The organism is Micrococcus porci (assembly GCF_020097155.1).
GTDB lineage: Bacteria > Actinomycetota > Actinomycetes > Actinomycetales > Micrococcaceae > Micrococcus > Micrococcus porci.
In genome coordinates this window covers 316,927-334,498 of the sequence record NZ_CP083691.1, presented here as the reverse complement: position 1 = coordinate 334,498, position 17,572 = coordinate 316,927, and the positions used below count along the sequence as shown (strand labels likewise).

Genomic DNA, 17,572 nt, shown 5'->3' with positions numbered 1-17,572 from the left:
GGCGACCGGGCGGGAGGACCAGGTGGGGGCCCGTCATCGGTCGGCGCGGGTCGGCGCTCGGCGCGGACGCGGGTGGACGTCCGCGTGATTCAGGCTACATGCTCGCGGGAGGGGGCGTGAGACGTGGCCTACGCCACGCCGCCGTGAGGCGGATCCTCGTGATCATTGACTTCATGCATGAACCGTGACGAAGTGTTTCAACTTTTCACCACCCGGCTCTGGACAGACGCCCGTCCGTGATGTTTGGATTTGAAGCAAGCACGGAGGAAGCCTCCTCCGCGGCGCAGCAGAACCTCTCGAAGGAGAACACCCATGGCTCAGATCACCCCCGGCACCTGGAACCTCGACGCCGCCCACTCCGACGTCGACTTCGTCATCCGCCACGCCGGCATCTCGAAGGTCCGCGGCACCTTCCACACCGTGGACGGCCAGCTCGTGGTGGCCGAGGACTTCAACCAGTCCTCCGTGCAGGTCACCGTGGACATGGCCTCCATCAACACCAAGAACGAGGGCCGCGACCAGCACCTGCGCTCCGCCGACTTCTTCGACGTCGAGCAGTTCCCGCAGATGACCTTCCGCTCCACCGAGGTCCGCGGCGAGGCCGAGGACTTCACCGTGGTCGGCGAGCTGACCATCCACGGCGTCACCAAGACCGTGGAGCTCGAGGCCGAGTTCGGCGGCCAGGACAAGGACGCCTTCGGCGCCACCCGCGTGGGCTTCGAGGCCAAGGGCGAGATCTCCCGCAAGGACTTCGGCCTGACCTGGAACGCCGCCACCGAGGCCGGCGGCGTGATGGTCTCCGACAAGGTGAAGATCGAGATCGGCGCCGCCTTCGTGCTGCCCGAGGCCTGAGCAGGCCCCGGGCCCGCACGGGCCCTCCCGCACCGGGGCCGACCGTCTCTCCCCGGTGACATCCCCACGACGCCGGTCGCCCCCTCCCCGGGGCGGCCGGCGTCGTCGTGTGTGCGGGGCCAGAAGGGGCGGGCGGGGGTGCCTGTGGCGTCCGCGCGGCCCCTAGGGTGGTCCGCATGATGGCTTCCAAGACCCCGCACCAGAACGTCTCGTTCCCGCTGCCCACCAAGGACGCCGCCCACGGCGATCAGACCGGCCACGGCTACCTCGCCCTCCCGGCCGCCGGGAAGGGACCGGCCGTGATCGTCATCCAGGAGTGGTGGGGCCTGGTGGACCACATCAAGGACGTCTGCGACCGCCTCGCGGAGGAGGGCTTCGTGGCCCTCGCCCCGGACCTGTTCGGCGGCTGGATCGCCCACGACGGCGACGAGGCCGGCGAGATGATGCAGAACCTCCCCGCGGAGGAGGGGGCCCGCCAGCTGGCCGGCGCCGTGGACTGGCTGCTGGCCCGCGACGAGGTCACCTCGTCGAGGGTCGAGGCGATCGGCTTCTGCATGGGCGGCGGCTTCGTGCTGGCGCTTGCGGCCCAGCAGGGGGACAAGGTCTCCGCGGCCGTGCCGTTCTACGGCGTGGGCCAGGGCGTGCCCGGCTCGTTCGAGGGCGTGACCGCCGCGATCCAGGGCCACTATGCCGAGCAGGACGACTTCTTCCCCGTGGAGGATGCGAAGAAGCAGGAGCGGCAGATCCGCGAGGAGTCCGGCGCCGAGGTCGAGTACTTCTACTACGACGCCCCGCACGCGTTCCACAACGACGAGAACCCCCAGGGCAACTACCGCCCCGAGGCCGCGCAGCTCGCCTGGGACCGCGCCGTCTCCTTCCTGAAGGAGAAGGTCCGCTGAGCGGGTCCCGAGGAGCCCGCGGTGGCGGCCGATCCTCCGGCAAGGCCTCCCGCGGCGGACCCGCCCGGTCGACGCGCGCCGGCAAGGCGGGGGCGCGCGGCGGCATCGGGAAGGGCGGGGCGAGGCAGGTGCCTGCGGCCCCGGCCGACCTGCCCACGCCCCCCGAGACCCTGTTCCTCGCGACGATCCCCGGTGCGACGCCGTCCACGTGGGTGCAGCGGTTCAGCTCGCGCGCGCGGACGGTGCAGCTCGTGAACCACGAGGAGGCGCAGCAGGCCGCGCACCTGGCGCACGACGCCGCCGGGGCGCCCCTGCACCCGCTGCCCCAGCTGGGATACGTCCGGTGGCTGCGCGATGCCGGCGTGGAGTCGGTGCTGCGGGAGTCCGGCGTGGACCCCCGGTTCGTGCACGTGGTGGGGGTGTACTCCGAGCTGCCCGTGGTCTGCGTGGGCAAGGAGCACCTCCTGGCCGCGTGGGACCTCGAGGCGGACGGCCCCGTGCCGCTCGCCGAGCTCGACCCGGCCGAGCACATGGACCCCGCCCGCTTCGCTCCCGAGCCGGGGGCGGCCTCCAACCCCCTGGACTCGGCCGAGCTGCCCGGTGCGGGGGAGCGCATGGCGCTCGAGATCGTCGCCTCCGGCGTGGGGCACGTGGTGCTCCCGCAGTCCGTGGCCCGCGTGTTCGGCCGCAAGGACGTCGTCGTCCTGCCGGTGGCCTGCGAGCTCGACGACGTCGTCGGCCTCTCCCGCGCCGACCGGGAGGCCGCGGCCACCCGCGCCGAGGTGGCGGAGGAGGGGGACGGCGTCGTGCCGGACGGTGCGGACGCTCCCGCGACGACGGCGCCGCGCCACCCCGGCTGGGATGTCGGTCTGGCGTGGCTCAAGGAGCAGGACTCGGAGCTCGTGCAGTCGTTCGTGGGCGTGGCCCGCGGCCGACGGGGCGGCACCTCGCGCTGAGGGTCGCCGCCCCACCCGGTGACGAGCCCCGCGCACGGAGCGGTCTGCGCGTCCAGAACCGTTCCGTGCGCGGGGCACGTCGAGGGACGGGGCCGGCTCAGCCCAGGCGGCCCGCCTCGGCCGCGCGGTAGCTGGCCGGGTCCTCGGTGTCCTCGTCCACGGGCTCGGTGCCCCGCACCCGCGCCACCAGCGTCATCAGGTGGTAGACCACCAGCGCCGTCAGCGTGCCCAGCGTGATGCCGCCGAACACCAGGCCGCCCACGACGAGCTCCGGGTTCGCGATCGCCACGATCAGGCCCGCGCCTGCGGTCATGAGGTTGATGGTGTTGGAGAAGTCCACGCGGTTCTGCACCCAGATGCGCACGCCCATCACGCCGATCATCCCGTAGAGGATGATGCCCGCCCCGCCGGCCACCCCCGCCGGGATCGTCGCGACCGCGGCGCCGAACTTCGGCAGGAACGCGAGGGCGATCGCGGTCAGGCCCGCCACCCAGTAGGCCGCGGTGGAGTACACCTTCGAGGAGGCCATCACGCCGATGTTCTCCGCGTACGTCGTCGTCCCGACGCCGCCGCCCAGCCCGGAGAGCGTGGTCGCCAGGCCGTCGGCCAGCAGCGCGCGGCCGGTCAGCGGATCCAGGTCGCGCTTGGTCATCAGGCCCACGGTGCGCACGTGCCCGATGTTCTCCGCGATCAGCACCAGCACCACCGGGAGGAACAGCGGCAGCAGGGACCAGTGCAGCTCGGGCGTGTGGAACGGCGGCAGCCCCACCCACGCGGCCTGCCCCACCGCGGTGAAGTCCACCTGGCCCTGCGCCAGGGCCAGCAGGTAGCCGACGACGATGCCCACCAGGATGGACAGCCGCCCCAGCAGGCCCTTGAACAGCACGGCGGTGAGCACCACGGCCAGCGCCGTGCCGAAGGTGGTCAGCGGCACCTCCTGCATGGCCTGCGTCGTCGCCCCGGCCAGGTTCAGTCCGATCAGCGCCACGATCGTGCCCATCACCGCCGGGGGCATCAGCGCGTGGATCCAGCCGGTCCCGGCCCACCCCACGACGACGCCGATCACCATGAGCAGCACGCCGGTCGCGGCGATGCCCCCGAGCGCGGCGCCCACGCCGTGCGAGGCGCTCGCGGCCGTGAGCGGGGCGATGAACGCGAAGGAGCTGCCGAGGTAGGAGGGCAGCCGGTTGCCCGTGATCAGCAGGAAGAGCAGGGTGCCGAGGCCGGAGAACAGCAGCGCCGTCGTCGCGGGCATGCCGGTGATGGCGGGCACGAGCACCGTGGCGCCGAACATGGCCATCACGTGCTGCACGCCGATCCCCACCGTGCGGCCCCAGGAGAGGCGCTCGTCGGGGGCGACGACCGTGCCGGGGGTGATGGTGCGCCCGTCGCCGTGGAGGCGCCACGAGCGGACGGCGGGGCCGGGCCCGGGGACGTGCCCGGCACGGGGGGCGGAGGGGGTGGGGGAGGAGGACATGCTCGCCTTCCGACGGATCGCTGCGGGGCCGCCGGCCGGAGTCCTCCCGGCGGTGGCGCACGGGCTCCACAGCCCGCGGCCGGGGCCGCCTCGTAGGGTACCGTGGGGCTCGTGGCAGAGTATTTCGGAGTCGTCGGCGAGGCGTTGGTGGATGTGGTCCTCTCGGACACCGCCACCCCCCGCGCGCACCCCGGAGGCAGCCCGCTGAATGTGGCTGTCGGCCTGAGCCGGCTCGGCCGCCCTGTGCGGTTCGCCGGCCGGTACGGCACGGACGAGTACGGGGACATGGTCGCCGCGCACCTCGCGGACAACGGTGTGCACTGCGTGCTCGGGGCCGACGACGCCCCCACCTCCGTGGCCACCGCCCGTCTGGACCCCACCGGCGCCGCCAGCTACGAGTTCGAGCTGGACTGGACTCTCCCGGAGGCCGCCGAACTGGAGCGCCTGCTGACCGGCGCCGCGGGCGGCCGCCTGCTGCACGTGCACGCCGGCTCCATCGCCACCATGCTCGCCCCCGGGGACGCCTCGGTGATGGGCCTGCTGGAGGCCGTGCAGCCCACCGCCACGATCAGCTACGACCCCAACGTGCGCCCCTCGATCGTCCCGGACCGGGAGTTCGCCCGCGCCCGCGCCGAGGAGTCGGTGCGACTGTCCGACGTCGTCCACGCCTCGGACGAGGACGTCGCCTGGCTCTACCCGGACCGCCCGCTCATGGACTCGCTGCGCGCGTGGCAGCAGGCCGGCCCGGCGCTCGTCGTCATGACGCGCGGCGCCGAGGACATCGTGGCCGTCACCGCGGAGCACGTGCTGGAGCAGCCGATCGTGCCCGTCGACGTCGCGGACACCGTGGGTGCGGGGGACTCCTTCACCGCGGCCCTGCTGGGCGCCCTGGACGACCGCTCTCTGCTCGGCGCCGAGAACCGGGGTCGCCTGCACGCCATGGACCTCGCGGACATCCGCTCCGTGCTGATCTACGCGGCGCGCGCCTCCGCCATCACCTCCTCCCGCCCGGGCGCAGATCCGCCCATGCGGGACGAGCTCGCGGACTGAGCACGGCGGGCAGGCCGGGCATGACGACGGCGCCGCCCCGACAGCGGTGGGTGGCGCGTCCGGCTGCTCAGATCAGTCCGAGGGCTCGCACCGCGTCCCGCTCCGCCTCGAGCTCGGCGACGGTCGCGGCGAGGCGCCCGCCGTCCCCCGGCAGCAGGGACTCGTCCGGCTCCAGGCCGGGGACGATCGTCCACGCGCCGCTGCCGTCGGAGGTGACCGGGAACGAGGAGATCAGCCCCTCGGGCACCCCGTAGGAGCCGTCCGAGACGACCGCCGCGGAGGTGCGGCGCGGGGCGCCGTCGGCGTCCACGCCGGTGCCCAGGGACCAGTCCCGCATGTGGTCGATGGCCGCGGACGCCGCCGAGCCCTGCGAGCTCGCCCCCCGCACCTCGATGATCTCTGCGCCGCGCTTGGCCACACGCGGGATGTACTCCTCCGCCGCCCACGCGGGGTCCACGACCTCCAGGGCCGGGCGCCAGACGGGCGCGCCGTCGTCGCCGGACATGCGCACCCGCGCGTGGGTGAGGTCGGGGAACTGGGTGGCCGAGTGGTTGCCCCAGATCGTGATCCCGTCCACGTCCGCCACCCCGACTCCGGCGCGCGCGGCGAGCTGGGACACGGCCCGGTTGTGGTCCAGACGGGTGAGCGCGGTGAACCGCTCCGCCGGCACGTCCGGGGCGTGCGCGGAGGCGATCAGCGCGTTGGTGTTGGCCGGGTTGCCCACGACGACGACGCGCACCGACGCGTCCGCGCTCGCGTTGATCGCGGCGCCCTGGGGGCCGAAGATCCCGCCGTTGGCCCGCAGCAGGTCCGCGCGCTCCATGCCGGCGGTGCGGGGACGGGCGCCGACGAGCAGGGCGTGGGTGGTGCCGTCGAACGCGGCGTCCGCGCTGTCCGTGACGTCCACGGACGCCAGTAGGGGGAACGCGCTGTCCGCGAGCTCCATGGCCACGCCCTCGGCCGCGCGCACGGCCGCGGGGATCTCCAGCAGGCGCAGCCGGACGGGGGTGTCCGGGCCGAGCAGCTGGCCCGAGGCGATGCGGAACAGCAGGGCGTAGCCGATGTTCCCGGCGGCGCCGGTGACGGTCACGGTGGCGGGGGTGCGGAGGGTGTCCTGGGTCACGATCCCATCCTGCCCGGCCGGAGGGCGCCCGCCTAGACTGAGGCGCATGTCCGCCCTCCCCGCGTCCGCCCGTCGTCCCCGGCTCATCGCCACGGACCTGGACGGCACCGTGATCGGGTACGCGCACACGCGCACCGGCCGGATCTCCCCCCGCACCGTGGCCGCGCTGCGGCGTGCGCACGCCGAGGGGATCGTCGTCGTGTTCGTGACGGGGCGGCCGCTGCGCTGGCTGGGCCCGCTGCGCGCGCAGCTCGGCGAGGTCGGCCCGGTGATCTGCTCCAACGGCGCCGTCGTCGCGGACACCGCCACGGACGAGGTGCTCCTCCACCACGCCCTGGACCGCGCCGCGATCGACCACGTGGTGCGCCGCATCCGCGCCCTGGACCCCGCCGCCACGTTCGGCGCGGAGGCCCTGGAGGGCTTCTTCTGGGAGGACGCGTTCGCCTCCGACGAGCTCGGCCAGACCCGCGCCGCCAGTCTCGAGGCGGCCCTTCCGGGGGATGCGACGGTGGTCAAGCTCATGGCCAAGTCGGGCGGGATCGAGCCGGACGTCTTCCTCGCGGCCGTCCGTGAGCTCGGCGACGGCCTGGTCACCGCCACCCACTCCGCGCCCGGCATGTCGCTCGTGGAGATGTCCGCCCCGGGCGTGCACAAGGCCGCCACCCTCGCCGCGTTCGCGCGCGGAACGGGCGTGGAGGCGGCGGACGTCGTCGCGTTCGGGGACATGCCCAACGACGCGGAGATGCTCGCCTGGGCCGGCCTCGGCCTGGCGGTGGCCAGCGCGCACGCCTCCCTGCGGGCGGTCGCGGACGGCGTGGTCGGGGCCTGCGACGACGACGGGGTCGCCGCCGCCATCGAGGCCCTGCTGGCGCTGCCGGAGGCCTGAGCGCCCCGTCCGCCCCGGGCGGCGGGGAGAGTCCGTGCGTCCCGGGCGGCGGGGAGAGCCTGTGCGTCCCGGGCGGCGGGGAGAGCCCGTGCGTCCCGGCCGGCCCACCCTTGGCGCGGACCGGCCGGGCGGGGCTCAGGCGCGGCCGCGGGTGAGGTCGGCCTCCTCGGGGCGCACGCCCTTCGAGCCGGTGACCAGCTTGTGGCCGATCCACAGCGCGAGGAACAGCGGCAGGCCGATGTACGCGCTCGCCACGGCCACCAGGTCCACCCCGTTCAGGAACGCCTCGTAGTTCTGGCCGAGGATCACCACGGTGCACAGCAGCAGCGCGACGATCGGGCCCAGCGGGAACAGGGCGGCCCGGTAGGGGAGGTCCGTGATGTCGTTGCCCTGGGCCACGTACGCCTTGCGGAACCGGTAGTGGCTCCAGGCGATGCCCATCCACACGATGAACCCGGCCAGGCCGGAGGCCGAGACGAGCCACACGTAGGCGGCGCCGTCGCCGATGAAGGTCGTCAGGAAGCACAGGGCGCCCACGGCCGTGGTCACCACCAGGGCGTTCATGGGCACGCCCCGGCGGTTGACCTTCGCGAGGAAGCGGGGGGCCTTGCCGGAGTCCGCGAGGGCCCACAGCATGCGCGTGGACGCGTACAGGCCGGAGTTGCCGGCGGAGAGGATGGCCGTGAGGATCACGGCGTTCATGACGGCGGCCGCGGCCAGCACGCCTGCGTTCTCGAACACCAGGGTGAACGGGGAGATCGCGATGTCCTCGATGTCGCTGCCCAGCAGGTTCGGGCTGGTGTAGGGGATCAGGAAGCCGATCACGGTGATCGCGCCCACGTAGAAGAGCAGGATGCGCCAGAACACGGTGCGGATGGCCTTCGGGACGGTCCGCTCCGGGTCCTCGGCCTCACCGGCGGCCACGCCGACGAGCTCGGTGCCCTGGAAGGAGAAGCCCGCCACGAGGAAGATCGCGAGGATGCCGGGGGCGCCGCCCACGAAGGGGGCCTCGCCCGTCGTCCAGTTGTCCGTCCCGACGGCGGCGTCGCCGAGGACGCCGACGATCATGAGCACGCCGAGCACCAGGAACACCACCACGGTGACGACCTTGATGAGCGAGAACCAGAACTCGGACTCGCCGTAGGCCCGGGTGGACAGGGCGTTGAGGCCGAAGAGGAGCGCGAGGAACAGCGCGGACCACGCCCACGAGGGCACGTCCGGGAACCAGTAGCGCATCACCAGGGCGGCGGCCACGAGTTCGGCGGCCACGGTGATCGCCCAGTTGTACCAGTAGTTCCAGCCGATGGCGAAGCCGAACGAGGGGCTCACGAACCGGGTCGCGTACTCCTCGAAGGCGCCGGAGACCGGAAGGTAGGTGGCCATCTCGCCGAGCGACTGCATGAGCAGGAACACCATGAAGCCGATGACGACGTAGGCGAGCAGGGCGCCGCCGGGGCCGGCGGTGGCGATGCTGTTGCCGGAGGCGACGAAGAGGCCGGTGCCGATGGCGCCGCCCATGGCGATCATCATGAGGTGACGGGCGGCCAGGGTGCGCTTCAGACCGGTGTGCGGCTCAGGGGAGGCGGCCGCGGCGGTGCTGCCCGCGGGCCCGGCCGTGCGAGGGGAGTCGGTGGGATTCACGAGGGGCCTTCGGTGAGGGAGGCGGCACTCGGGAGCCGCCGAGTGTCCGGGGTCGTGGCACTCTACACCCGTGACGGGGCGCGGGCTCCTCTGGGGCGCCGTCGAGAGGGTCGGTCCTGGCGGTGCCGGCGCGGAGTGCCCCGAGCGTCAGCGTCGGGCGAGCCCGTGGGTGACCAGGGCGACCGGGCCCTCGAGCGGGCCGCGCCGCCACGGCTCCGCCCGCACGAGCGCCCGCCAGAGCAGCGGCAGCAGCAGGCCCGCGGCGCAGAGCGCCCCGACGTTGAACCAGGTGTCGTCCGTGCCGAGCTCGCTGAGCCACGGCCCCGGGCCGGCGCGTAGCACCCACCCCAGGTACGCCTGGTGCGCCACGTACACGCTCAGCGTCATGGACCCGGGGACGGCCAGCACGGCCGTCAGCCACGGCACGTGGGAGGGCACGACGGCGGCGCACGCCCCCAGCACGATCAGCACCAGTCCGGCGGCGAGCAGGGCGTAGTCCCACGTGGCCTCGTAGGGCACCGGGCTGTCCTCGGTGCGCTGCCGGGCCAGCGCGACACCGGCGCCGCCGACCAGCAGGCCGACGCCCGCCCAGACCCCGCCCGCGGCCCGGCCGCCCAGGCCAGGGCCGGGGTGCCCGCCGAGCCGGAGGGCCGCCCGCAGGCCGCCGCCCTGCACGGACCGCACGACCACCGCGCCGAGCAGCGCCCAGGCCGTGAAGAACAGCAGGAAGTAGGGGCCCACGGTGAAGAAGGCGGCGGCCTGCTCCGCCACGACGGCCGGGCCCGGCCGGACCTGCGCCGGGACCAGGGCGCGGGCCGGCTCGAGGCGCGCGGCGACGTCGTCGGCGGTGAGGGCGCCGACCCGCACCCCCGCCCAGGCCGCGGCGGGGACCAGCAGCAGCTGCACCAGCCCCGGCAGGAGCGCCAGCACGGACATCAGGACGGTGAGCACCGCGAGGTGGGTCAGGACGTCCACGACCGCCGCGCCGAAGTGGGACGTCAGCCAGGCCGCGCCGCACAGGGCCGCGGCGCGGACCACGGCGCGCAGGAACGCCCGCCAGAACCCATGCCGGCGCTGCTCCAGGTGCGCCGAGACGCCCACGAGCGCCGCGAACAGCGCCGCCGTGAGGTGCTCCGAGAGGTTCAGCACCCCGCCCGGGCCGCCCGTCGGCGCCGTGTGCGCCACGAACATGGAGACCAGCGCGAGCCCGCGCGCCACATCCACCCACGTCAGGCGGTGGCCCGCGGCCAGTGTCACAGGAAGTCGCGCGGGTCGAAGTCGTCGATGTCGATGACGCGCAGGCGCGGCAGCGGGACGTCGAACGCGGCGACGTCGTGCTCCAGGTCCCAGACCTCCATGCCGTTCACGGCGCGCAGCTCCGCGGACATGAACTCGTCGAAGCCCATCACGGCGATCTTGTGGCCGTGCGCGGCGAGGTCGAGCATCTGCGGGGCGAAGTCGGCGTCGTGGCTGGCGAGGACCACGTCCGCGTCCCGGCCGATCAGCGCCTCCGCCATCCGCTGGATGCCGATGTCCACGACCTTGCCGGCCCCGCGCAGCAGGATCGGCTGGTAGCCCATCGTGGTGAGCGCCTGGACGAAGCCGAACGGGATGTCCCCGTCCTCGTCCACCGCCAGGAAGAACAGCGGGCGGACCTCCTGGCCCCAGGCCCGCTCCACGTGCCGCAGCACGCGGTTCCAGCGGGGGCGCTCCTCCGGGTTCGGGCGGCGGTTGAGGACGGACATGCCGAGGGTGGCGTCGAGGTTCTCGCCGTCGACGAGGAGGTACGTGGTGCGCGCGCTCATGGTGTCGAGGGTATCCGCTGGGGTGGCCGCGGAACGGTCTTCGGCGGTCGGGGAGACCGGGGCGGCGGGCGCGGCGGGGACGGCCGTGGCAGGGCCGGTGGGGAGGTCGGCGCGGCGGGACATCAGGGGGTTCCGATCGGATCGTGGGCGGGCGGGTGCCCGGCGACTCGGGGCCAGTCTAGGGAACGGGGAGACCACGGGCGGGGGGCGCTAGCCTGGCCCCGTGCGCATCCGAGCCGCGACGACGTCGCCCGCCCTCCGCCCCGCCCCCGCCTACCTGGCGGCGTCGGCGCCCGCGCGTCGTGGGTGGGCCGTGGGGTTCGCGCACCGGGGCGCCGGGAACGAGCGGGAGAACACGCTGGCCGCGTTCACCGCGGCATGGGAGGCCGGGTTCCGGTACCTCGAGCTGGACGTGCGCACCACGTCGGACGGGGTGCTCGTGGTCTTCCATGACGCCACCCTGGACCGCGTCTCCACCGCCGCCGGTGACTTCTCGGCGCTTGCCTGGGCGGACTTCGCCGCGCACACGGTGGGCGGGGAGCCGTTCCTGCGGTTCGCGGACCTGCTCGCCGCCCTCCCGGAGGCGCGCTTCAACGTGGACCTCAAGGACGCCGACGCCGCCCCCGCCATGGCCGCGCTCCTGGCCGAGCACGACGCCTGGGATCGAGTGCTCGTGGCGAGCTTCCACGACTCTCGACGCCGGGCGTTCCGCCGCGCGGTCGCCGCACTGGGCCACCCGGAGCGCGCGCACGGGCCGGAGCGGGTCGCGACGTCGGGCGGGGCCGCGGCGATCGCCGCGCTGGTGCTGCTCGGCCCGCTCGGGCTGACCGGCTGGCTGCGCCGGCACGCCCTCGACATCGACTGCGTGCAGGTGCCGCTGCACCAAGGCCGCGTGCCCGTCGTCACCGCGGACTTCGTGCGCCGGTGCCACGCCGCCGGGCTGCCCGTGCACGTGTGGGTCGTGGACGACCCCGCCGAGATGGAGCGCCTCCTGGACCTCGGCGTCGACGGCATCATGACCGACCGGGCCGACGTCCTCGCCGAGGTGTTCACGCGCCGCGGGATCTGGCCGCAGCGGTGAGCGGGCACTGGGGACATGCGTGACCCCATTTCGATGTGAGATACAGATGAGCGTACAAAGAGCGGACACGGAGAGGGCCGGCTCATGAGTCACGAACGGGTGTACCGCATCGGGAGTCCCGGCGCTGAGCCGCTGGTACCGGTCTCATTCGCCGAGGCCGGGCTCCGGGAGCGGCAGGATCTGCAGGAGTGGGTCATCGCACACCCCGAGATCCTTGGGGAAGACATCCGCATCGTCGCCTTCGAGTTCGATCGGTGGGAAGACGCGGATGGGGGCCGTCAGCGTGACCGTCTGGACGTCCTGGGGCTGGATCAGAGCGGGTGTCTCGTCCTCGCGGAGTTGAAGAGAGATGCCGCACCGGACACCGTGGAGATGCAGGCCATCAAGTATGCCGCCATGGCGTCCCGCTTTACTGAGGAGAAGCTCGTTGCATGGCATGCCGCCATGCTCGGAAGGTTGGAGAACCGCCCAGTCTCTGAGGAGGAAGCGCGCGAGGCGTTGACGGACCATGCCGGCGAATTGGATGTGGAGCAGCTCCGGCGGCCCCGCATCGTTCTGGTGGCCGGTGCCTTTACGCGGTCCACGACCGCTGCGGTGGTCTGGCTCACGGAGATGGGGCTGGACATCACGCTGCAGCGGGTGCAGGCGTATCGCATGGGGGGTGATGACGTCGTGATCACGGTGTCCCAACTGTTCCCTGTCCCCGACGTGGAGGAGTTCACGGTCTCGCCCATGCGGATGGAGTCAACCGCGCGGAGGACGAGCAGCACCCGGAGTCCCTCCACGGTGAGGCGGCTCGTCAAGGCTGGCACTCTGCCCGATGGCACGGTTCTTACTCTGGTCCCGACAACGGAGGTCAACGCGGAGACGCGTGAGGCGATCGCGGACTGGATCTCCGATGACCCTCGACGGGGCCGCGCCACGTGGTGGAATGACCCCACCAAGCCGATGGAGTGGGAGCTCGACGGGAATCGGTACAGGCCGAGCAGAATCGTGCAGCAGGCCCTGCGCGAGGCGACAGGTATCACGCGCAGCCCTCGCGGCCCGGCCTGGTGGGTGACCGAGAGCGGCATGTCCTTGACTGAGCTCGCCGGGGACGTCGAGAACGGGGCGTTCGACTGGACGCAGTTGCACCGTCTTCTTTGTGAGCTCCCAGCCGGCCGATGGACTACCTATGGAGAGGTGGCGAGACTCATCGGTACAGCTCCCCAGCCTCTCGGTGGCCACTTCCGGACCTGCACGTTGTGCCGAAACGCCTACCGTGTGCTTGACGCCAATGGTGCCGTCAGCAGCGGGTTCACCTGGGGCGACCCCCAGGAAACCCGGACTCAGCAGGAGGTCCTCGAAGCTGAGGGTATTTCGTTCGATGGTGGGCGGGCGGCCCCCAGCCAGAGGCTGCAGCCATCGGAGCTGGAGTCCGTATGGAAGGTGGCGCAGGCCGCGCTCGGGGAATGAAGCAGCCTCCCCTGGCCCCGCGCCGTGCGGGCGCGGGGCCAACGTCCTAACTGATCGGACTACGCACGGGCGATCTCAATCCAAAGCGCGTGCGAGGTGCTCGCGAATCGCCTTCGACTTGTTTCGGCGGCCGAATGTCTGGAGCACTCGACGCTCGTGCGTCGCCTGGTCATCCTTCGGGTGGAGGGTCCGCAGGAAGGCGGAGGCATTGCGCAGCTCTTGTGGGGCGATCTCGACGAACTTGCGCTCGGAGGTGCTGTCATTAGGTCGGAACTCAGTCCACTGGTCTGGGTCGACGGAGTCGCCCCACACCCACTCCCCCCTCACCTGCAGGCCGGGGCACTTGCGCACGTGCCGCTTGAGCAGGTCCTTGCGCTTGGTCTCCAGGCGCCCGAATCCGAACGAGCGGCCTGCCAGTGTGGCAAGGCGGTCGATGTGAATGGGGCCCTCATGCTCCACGATCTCCTCGAGCACGGAGCGGAGGAGGTCCTTGTTGTGTTGGGAGCGCACCCCGTCGAGTACGGACTTTTCTCCCGCGGCGCCCGGAATCCACGGGTCGTAGGGCTGGCGTTCATGCCTCAGGCCCGCGCCGACGGTGGGTGAGGGCTCATTCGTCTGGATCCGGAAGACCTCGGCGTCCGGGGCGGTGACCTCCTTGGCGGCCTCCTGCGCGCCGCCTTCCCCGTCATGGAGGTCCTCGCCGGATTCGTGATCCGGCTCGTCGTCCGCGGGCGCGTCCAGGCGGAGGATCTGGTCGCGCCACGCGGCGAGCTCCTGGGCTCCCTCCGCGTCGCCGAGCTCACCCAACAGCAAGGAGGCCGCGTCTGCCACCCGCCAGGCGTCCAGGGGCTCAATCTCAGCGTTGTGGGCCACCATGTTCCGAGCGATGCGCAGCTGGCTGCCGAGCGCAGAGACCATGCGGCTCCGACCGGCACCGAACGGGTAGCCCAGGTTGCCCAGGCGTTCTGTGAGGATGCGCAGCTGCGGCTGGGGGTCCATCCGGTTATACGGGTAGGAGGGCTTGCCCTTGACGTCGTCCATCACGTCCAGAAAGGCCGTCCACTCGAGTCCCCCCAGGTGGGGGGCCAGGGTGCGGGCGATGATGGGTTCGAGACGGGCGGCCATGAGATGAAGCGCGCGCTGGGCGGACTCATTCGGGGTCAGCGTGAGGGGCATGGGTCAGACCTTTCGACGCGGGAAGCATGGACGGGATGAAGCACAGCACATACGTGGGACACGTTAAGGTATGCCCTTCGCCCCTCAAGCCCCTTTCACCAGATCCATCAGCCCGTTGTAATCCGTCACGACGTCGTACCGCACGTCCCCGGCGTTCTTGCGGTTCAGTGCGTCGAAGAACTTCCGCGCGCACCTGATCTTGGCGTCCTCCATGCCGCGCAGCTCGAACGAGCTCGACGTGCCCTTCGTCTCGGCCACGAAGTACACGTGACGTACGTGCGTGTCTTCCTCGTCGAAGGCGATCGCCCAGTCCGGGTTGTAGTCGCCCACAGGCGTGGGGATCGTGAATCCGCCTGGCAGCTTGGCATAGACGGCGACTTCCGTGCTGGCGTCCAACTGGGTGACGAACCGCTTCTCCACATCCGAGTCCGTGACCACGTAGTCGTAGACGTGCTTCTCGAGCTTCTCGCTCGCAAGCGTGAAGTCCTGGCTGGTCTGGTTTTCGGAGAAGACGGAGATGTCGTAGGTGTCCTCAAGCGGGCTGTACGCCAGATGCTCGATCACCATGGCAGCCTTCTGCTCGTTGATGAGCTTCCCGGCCTCGGTGAGGAACTGCTCGGGGTTCTTGGGGAAGGCCGCGAAGGTGTCCGGCCGGATCCCGCGCAGGATCGCGCTGACCGTCCGTCGCGTCAGGGTGGTGCGTTCGGCGATCTCCCCGAGCAGGTCGTACCGGACGCGGGACCCGGAGGTGGCGCTCTCCTTCTGGGTGGTGATGGCGCTCGAGGTGAAGCCCTGACCGCTGCGGAAATGCTCCGCCTCAAGGTCCTCGCCTTGCACGCCGGTCTCCACGGTGTAGGTCAGGCCGGTGACGCGGAGCTTCTCGTCCAGTGCGGTGACGGCCTTCTGTACCAGCTCTTCCGAGTCGAACTGCACGCGGTAGACGGCCTTGCGGTTGATGCGTTCCCACAGTCGCTGGAACTCCTGCCGTTCCAGGTTGTGCCGGTTCACGGGCAGTCGCTTCATGGCACGGCTGGGCTCCACGATGTCCACGCCCGTGTGGAGGGCGTCCAGCAGCGGCCAGCAGAAGTCGACGACGCCCAGCAGCTTCTCGTTCGACGGCATGGCGAGGGTCCCTGCCTCACGCTCGTTGAGGTACTGCTGGGTGAGGAGGTCGTCGTCGTCCACGTAGCCGTTGCGGATCAGATGCCGGTGCAGGAGTTCCGCCATCTCCTTGTTGAGGGTGAGGATCTCACCCTCGTGCGTGGTCAGCGTCTTGCCAGTCAGGTAGGCGACGGAGGCCTTGCGCGGCCGGCCCTTCAGGGACTTGGCGATCTCCGTCTGCAGGCCCGTCACGAAGTCGGTGTAGGACTCGTCCGTGACCACGGTGAGTCGGTTGATCTCGTGGACTGTGGCGGGGTCGTCCATGCGCACGCCGTGCTGGTCCACGGCGAGGCGGAGCCCGCGGCCGATCTCCTGACGGCGGGAGACCTCGTTGTCGCTGCGCTTGAGCATGCCCATGGTGAAGACATTGGGATTGTCCCAGCCCTCGCGCAAGGCTGAGTGGGAGAAGACGAAGCGCACGGGTTCCTTGAGAGAGAGCAGTCGCTCCTTGTCCCGCAGGATCAGGTCGTAGGCGTCCGTGTCCGTGGACTGACCCTTCTCGTCGCCGCGGCCGGCGACCTTGCCGTCCACCATGCGGCGGGATTTATTGTCCACGGAGAAGTAGCCCTCGTGCACGGCCGAGACCTCGTCGCGGCGGAGATAGTCCCGATAGGCGGCGTCGTCCTCCGTTTCGAGCTCACCCAGCACCGCGTCCCTGGCCTCCACGTACTCCTCCTCGAACATGCGGGCATAGTCGCCGAGGGTGTCCTCGCGGTCGTAGTCGCGGTACTTCGCCACCTCGTCGATGAAGAACAGCGAGAGGACCTTGATGCCTCGGCGGAACATCTCGCGCTCGCGGTGGAAGTGGGCGGAGATCACCTCTCGGATCTGGATGCGCCGCTTGGTGTCCTCGGTGACGTCGTGGTCGGCGAGCTGCCCGGATTCGATCAGGTCGCCGTTGCTCAGTTCGACGACGTTCCGGCGGGCGTCCACGTCCACCACTGTCAGTCCCTGGTAGGCCTCCAACCCACCCGACAGGTCATGCAAGCTGGTTCCCTTGGTGACCCAGGCGAGCTTGCGACGGATGGTCCCGGCCGCAGACTGCATCTCGGTCTCCACGCGGGCTCGGGGGTTCTTGCCCTGCCGGACCTCGATGTCCGAGACGTGCAAGTATGCGGTGGTGCCGGACAGGCCCCGCACGGTGAGGCCCCGCACCTCGATGCGCTTCACGAGCTTCTGGTTGAAGGCGTCCAGGGCATCGAGCCGGTGCACCTTGTCATGGTCCACCTCGTGGGTGGCGGAGTATCGCAGCACCATGAGCGCGTTGAAGTTCGCGAGCGAGGAGAGGGACTTCGCTGCGCCGATCTTCTGGGGCTCATCGATGATCACGATGGGGCGGTTCGCGGAGATCACGTCGATGGGCCGGCGTGACTGGAAGTCGTCCAGGACGTCGTAGATCCGGCGGTTGTCCTTGCTGCTGGAGTTGAACGCCTGGATGTTGATGATCATCACCTGCACGCCGCCGTTGGAGCTGAACGCCTCGATCTCGTGCAGCCGGCTGGAGTCGTACACGAAGGTCTGGGGCCGGGTGCCGTACTCCTGCTGGAAGTGCTGGGCGGTGATGTCGAAGGTCTTCTTCACACCTTCTCGGATGGCCACGGAGGGGACGACGACGATGAACTTGGTCCAGCCGTACCGCCGGTGCATCTCCATCATGGTCTTGATGTAGACGTAGGTCTTGCCGGTGCCCGTCTCCATCTCCACGTCCAGGTTGGGCCGCCCCGGGGCGGCCGCCGACGTGGCGAGCCTGGTGGAGACCGGGAGGTTCTGCGCGCGCTGCACCCGCTGGATGCCCTCGAGCAGGGCGGATAAGGACAGGGCGATCTCTGCGTTCCTGTATCCGGTGAGCGCGACGGCTGCGTCCTCACCCGTGGACGCTCGACGGCCGGGATCGATCTGGTACTGGGGACCGGGATCCCGGGGCTGGCCGGAGAAGACGTCGACGACGGAGGCGACGGCGTCCGTCTGGTACTGCTTCGTGGAGAACTGGAGTTTCATGCGGAGACCCCT

General features: G+C 71.3%; 14 protein-coding genes. 7 read left to right on the top strand and 7 right to left on the bottom strand.

The genetic code is table 11. From position 1 onward, the window contains the following. The first annotated feature begins 312 nt into the window (after positions 1-312). The 3 genes from KW076_RS01520 to KW076_RS01510 all read left to right on the top strand — a co-directional run bounded on the left by KW076_RS01520 (position 313) and on the right by KW076_RS01510 (position 2,707). Positions 313-852: a YceI family protein gene (locus tag KW076_RS01520; protein ID WP_224355898.1), complete on the top strand. Its 540-nt coding sequence runs from the start codon at positions 313-315 to the stop codon at positions 850-852. 176 nt (positions 853-1,028) lie between these two features. Then, positions 1,029-1,751: a dienelactone hydrolase family protein gene (locus KW076_RS01515; RefSeq protein ID WP_224355897.1), complete on the top strand. Its 723-nt coding sequence runs from the start codon at positions 1,029-1,031 to the stop codon at positions 1,749-1,751. Between the two features lie 128 nt (positions 1,752-1,879). Next, complete coding sequence (locus KW076_RS01510) at positions 1,880-2,707, top strand: hypothetical protein (RefSeq protein WP_224355896.1); 828 nt, start codon at positions 1,880-1,882, stop codon at positions 2,705-2,707. A gap of 97 nt (positions 2,708-2,804) precedes the next feature. On the opposite strand, the gene KW076_RS01505 is transcribed toward KW076_RS01510, so the two are convergent. Beyond that, a complete protein-coding gene (locus KW076_RS01505; RefSeq protein WP_224355895.1) occupies positions 2,805-4,184 on the bottom strand; it encodes a uracil-xanthine permease family protein in 1,380 nt (459 codons plus the stop codon). A gap of 111 nt (positions 4,185-4,295) precedes the next feature. Between KW076_RS01505 and KW076_RS01500 the strand changes: the two genes are divergently transcribed. Beyond that, positions 4,296-5,234, top strand: coding sequence for a carbohydrate kinase family protein (locus tag KW076_RS01500; protein ID WP_224355894.1), 939 nt, complete (start codon positions 4,296-4,298; stop codon positions 5,232-5,234). Between the two features lie 67 nt (positions 5,235-5,301). Here KW076_RS01500 and KW076_RS01495 read toward each other — a convergent pair whose 3' ends face one another. Next, positions 5,302-6,405 (bottom strand): malate dehydrogenase, encoded by a 1,104-nt coding sequence (locus tag KW076_RS01495; protein ID WP_434084349.1) that lies wholly within the window; start codon positions 6,403-6,405, stop codon positions 5,302-5,304. Here KW076_RS01495 and KW076_RS01490 point away from each other — a divergent pair. Beyond that, entirely contained in the window at positions 6,404-7,243 is an 840-nt protein-coding gene (locus KW076_RS01490; protein ID WP_224355892.1) for an HAD-IIB family hydrolase, read from the top strand. The genes KW076_RS01495 and KW076_RS01490 overlap by 2 nt on opposite strands. Positions 7,244-7,378: 135 nt before the next feature. On the opposite strand, the gene KW076_RS01485 is transcribed toward KW076_RS01490, so the two are convergent. The 3 genes from KW076_RS01485 to KW076_RS01475 form a co-directional block, all read right to left on the bottom strand. Continuing rightward, positions 7,379-8,884, bottom strand: a complete 1,506-nt coding sequence (locus KW076_RS01485; RefSeq protein WP_286670226.1) for an amino acid permease — start codon at positions 8,882-8,884, stop codon at positions 7,379-7,381. Positions 8,885-9,031: 147 nt separating this feature from the next. Beyond that, positions 9,032-10,141 (bottom strand): heparan-alpha-glucosaminide N-acetyltransferase domain-containing protein, encoded by a 1,110-nt coding sequence (locus KW076_RS01480; protein WP_224355891.1) that lies wholly within the window; start codon positions 10,139-10,141, stop codon positions 9,032-9,034. Then, on the bottom strand, positions 10,138-10,689 hold the full coding sequence (locus KW076_RS01475) for an NYN domain-containing protein (protein ID WP_224355890.1): 552 nt from the start codon (positions 10,687-10,689) through the stop codon (positions 10,138-10,140). Before KW076_RS01475 ends, KW076_RS01480 begins: the two co-directional genes overlap by 4 nt. 229 nt (positions 10,690-10,918) lie before the next feature. Between KW076_RS01475 and KW076_RS01470 the strand changes: the two genes are divergently transcribed. Both KW076_RS01470 and KW076_RS01465 read left to right on the top strand, forming a co-directional pair. Continuing rightward, a complete protein-coding gene (locus tag KW076_RS01470; protein WP_434084365.1) occupies positions 10,919-11,770 on the top strand; it encodes a glycerophosphodiester phosphodiesterase family protein in 852 nt (283 codons plus the stop codon). 84 nt (positions 11,771-11,854) lie between these two features. After that, entirely contained in the window at positions 11,855-13,225 is a 1,371-nt protein-coding gene (locus KW076_RS01465) for an MGMT family protein (RefSeq protein ID WP_224355888.1), read from the top strand. A gap of 75 nt (positions 13,226-13,300) precedes the next feature. Here KW076_RS01465 and KW076_RS01460 read toward each other — a convergent pair whose 3' ends face one another. After that, the gene (locus KW076_RS01460; protein WP_224355887.1) at positions 13,301-14,401 is read right to left on the bottom strand and encodes a DUF3320 domain-containing protein; all 1,101 of its coding nucleotides are present in this window, start codon (positions 14,399-14,401) and stop codon (positions 13,301-13,303) included. Positions 14,402-14,485: 84 nt separating this feature from the next. Beyond that, positions 14,486-17,560, bottom strand: a complete 3,075-nt coding sequence (locus KW076_RS01455) for a type III restriction-modification system endonuclease (protein ID WP_224355886.1) — start codon at positions 17,558-17,560, stop codon at positions 14,486-14,488. Positions 17,561-17,572 lie beyond the last annotated feature (12 nt).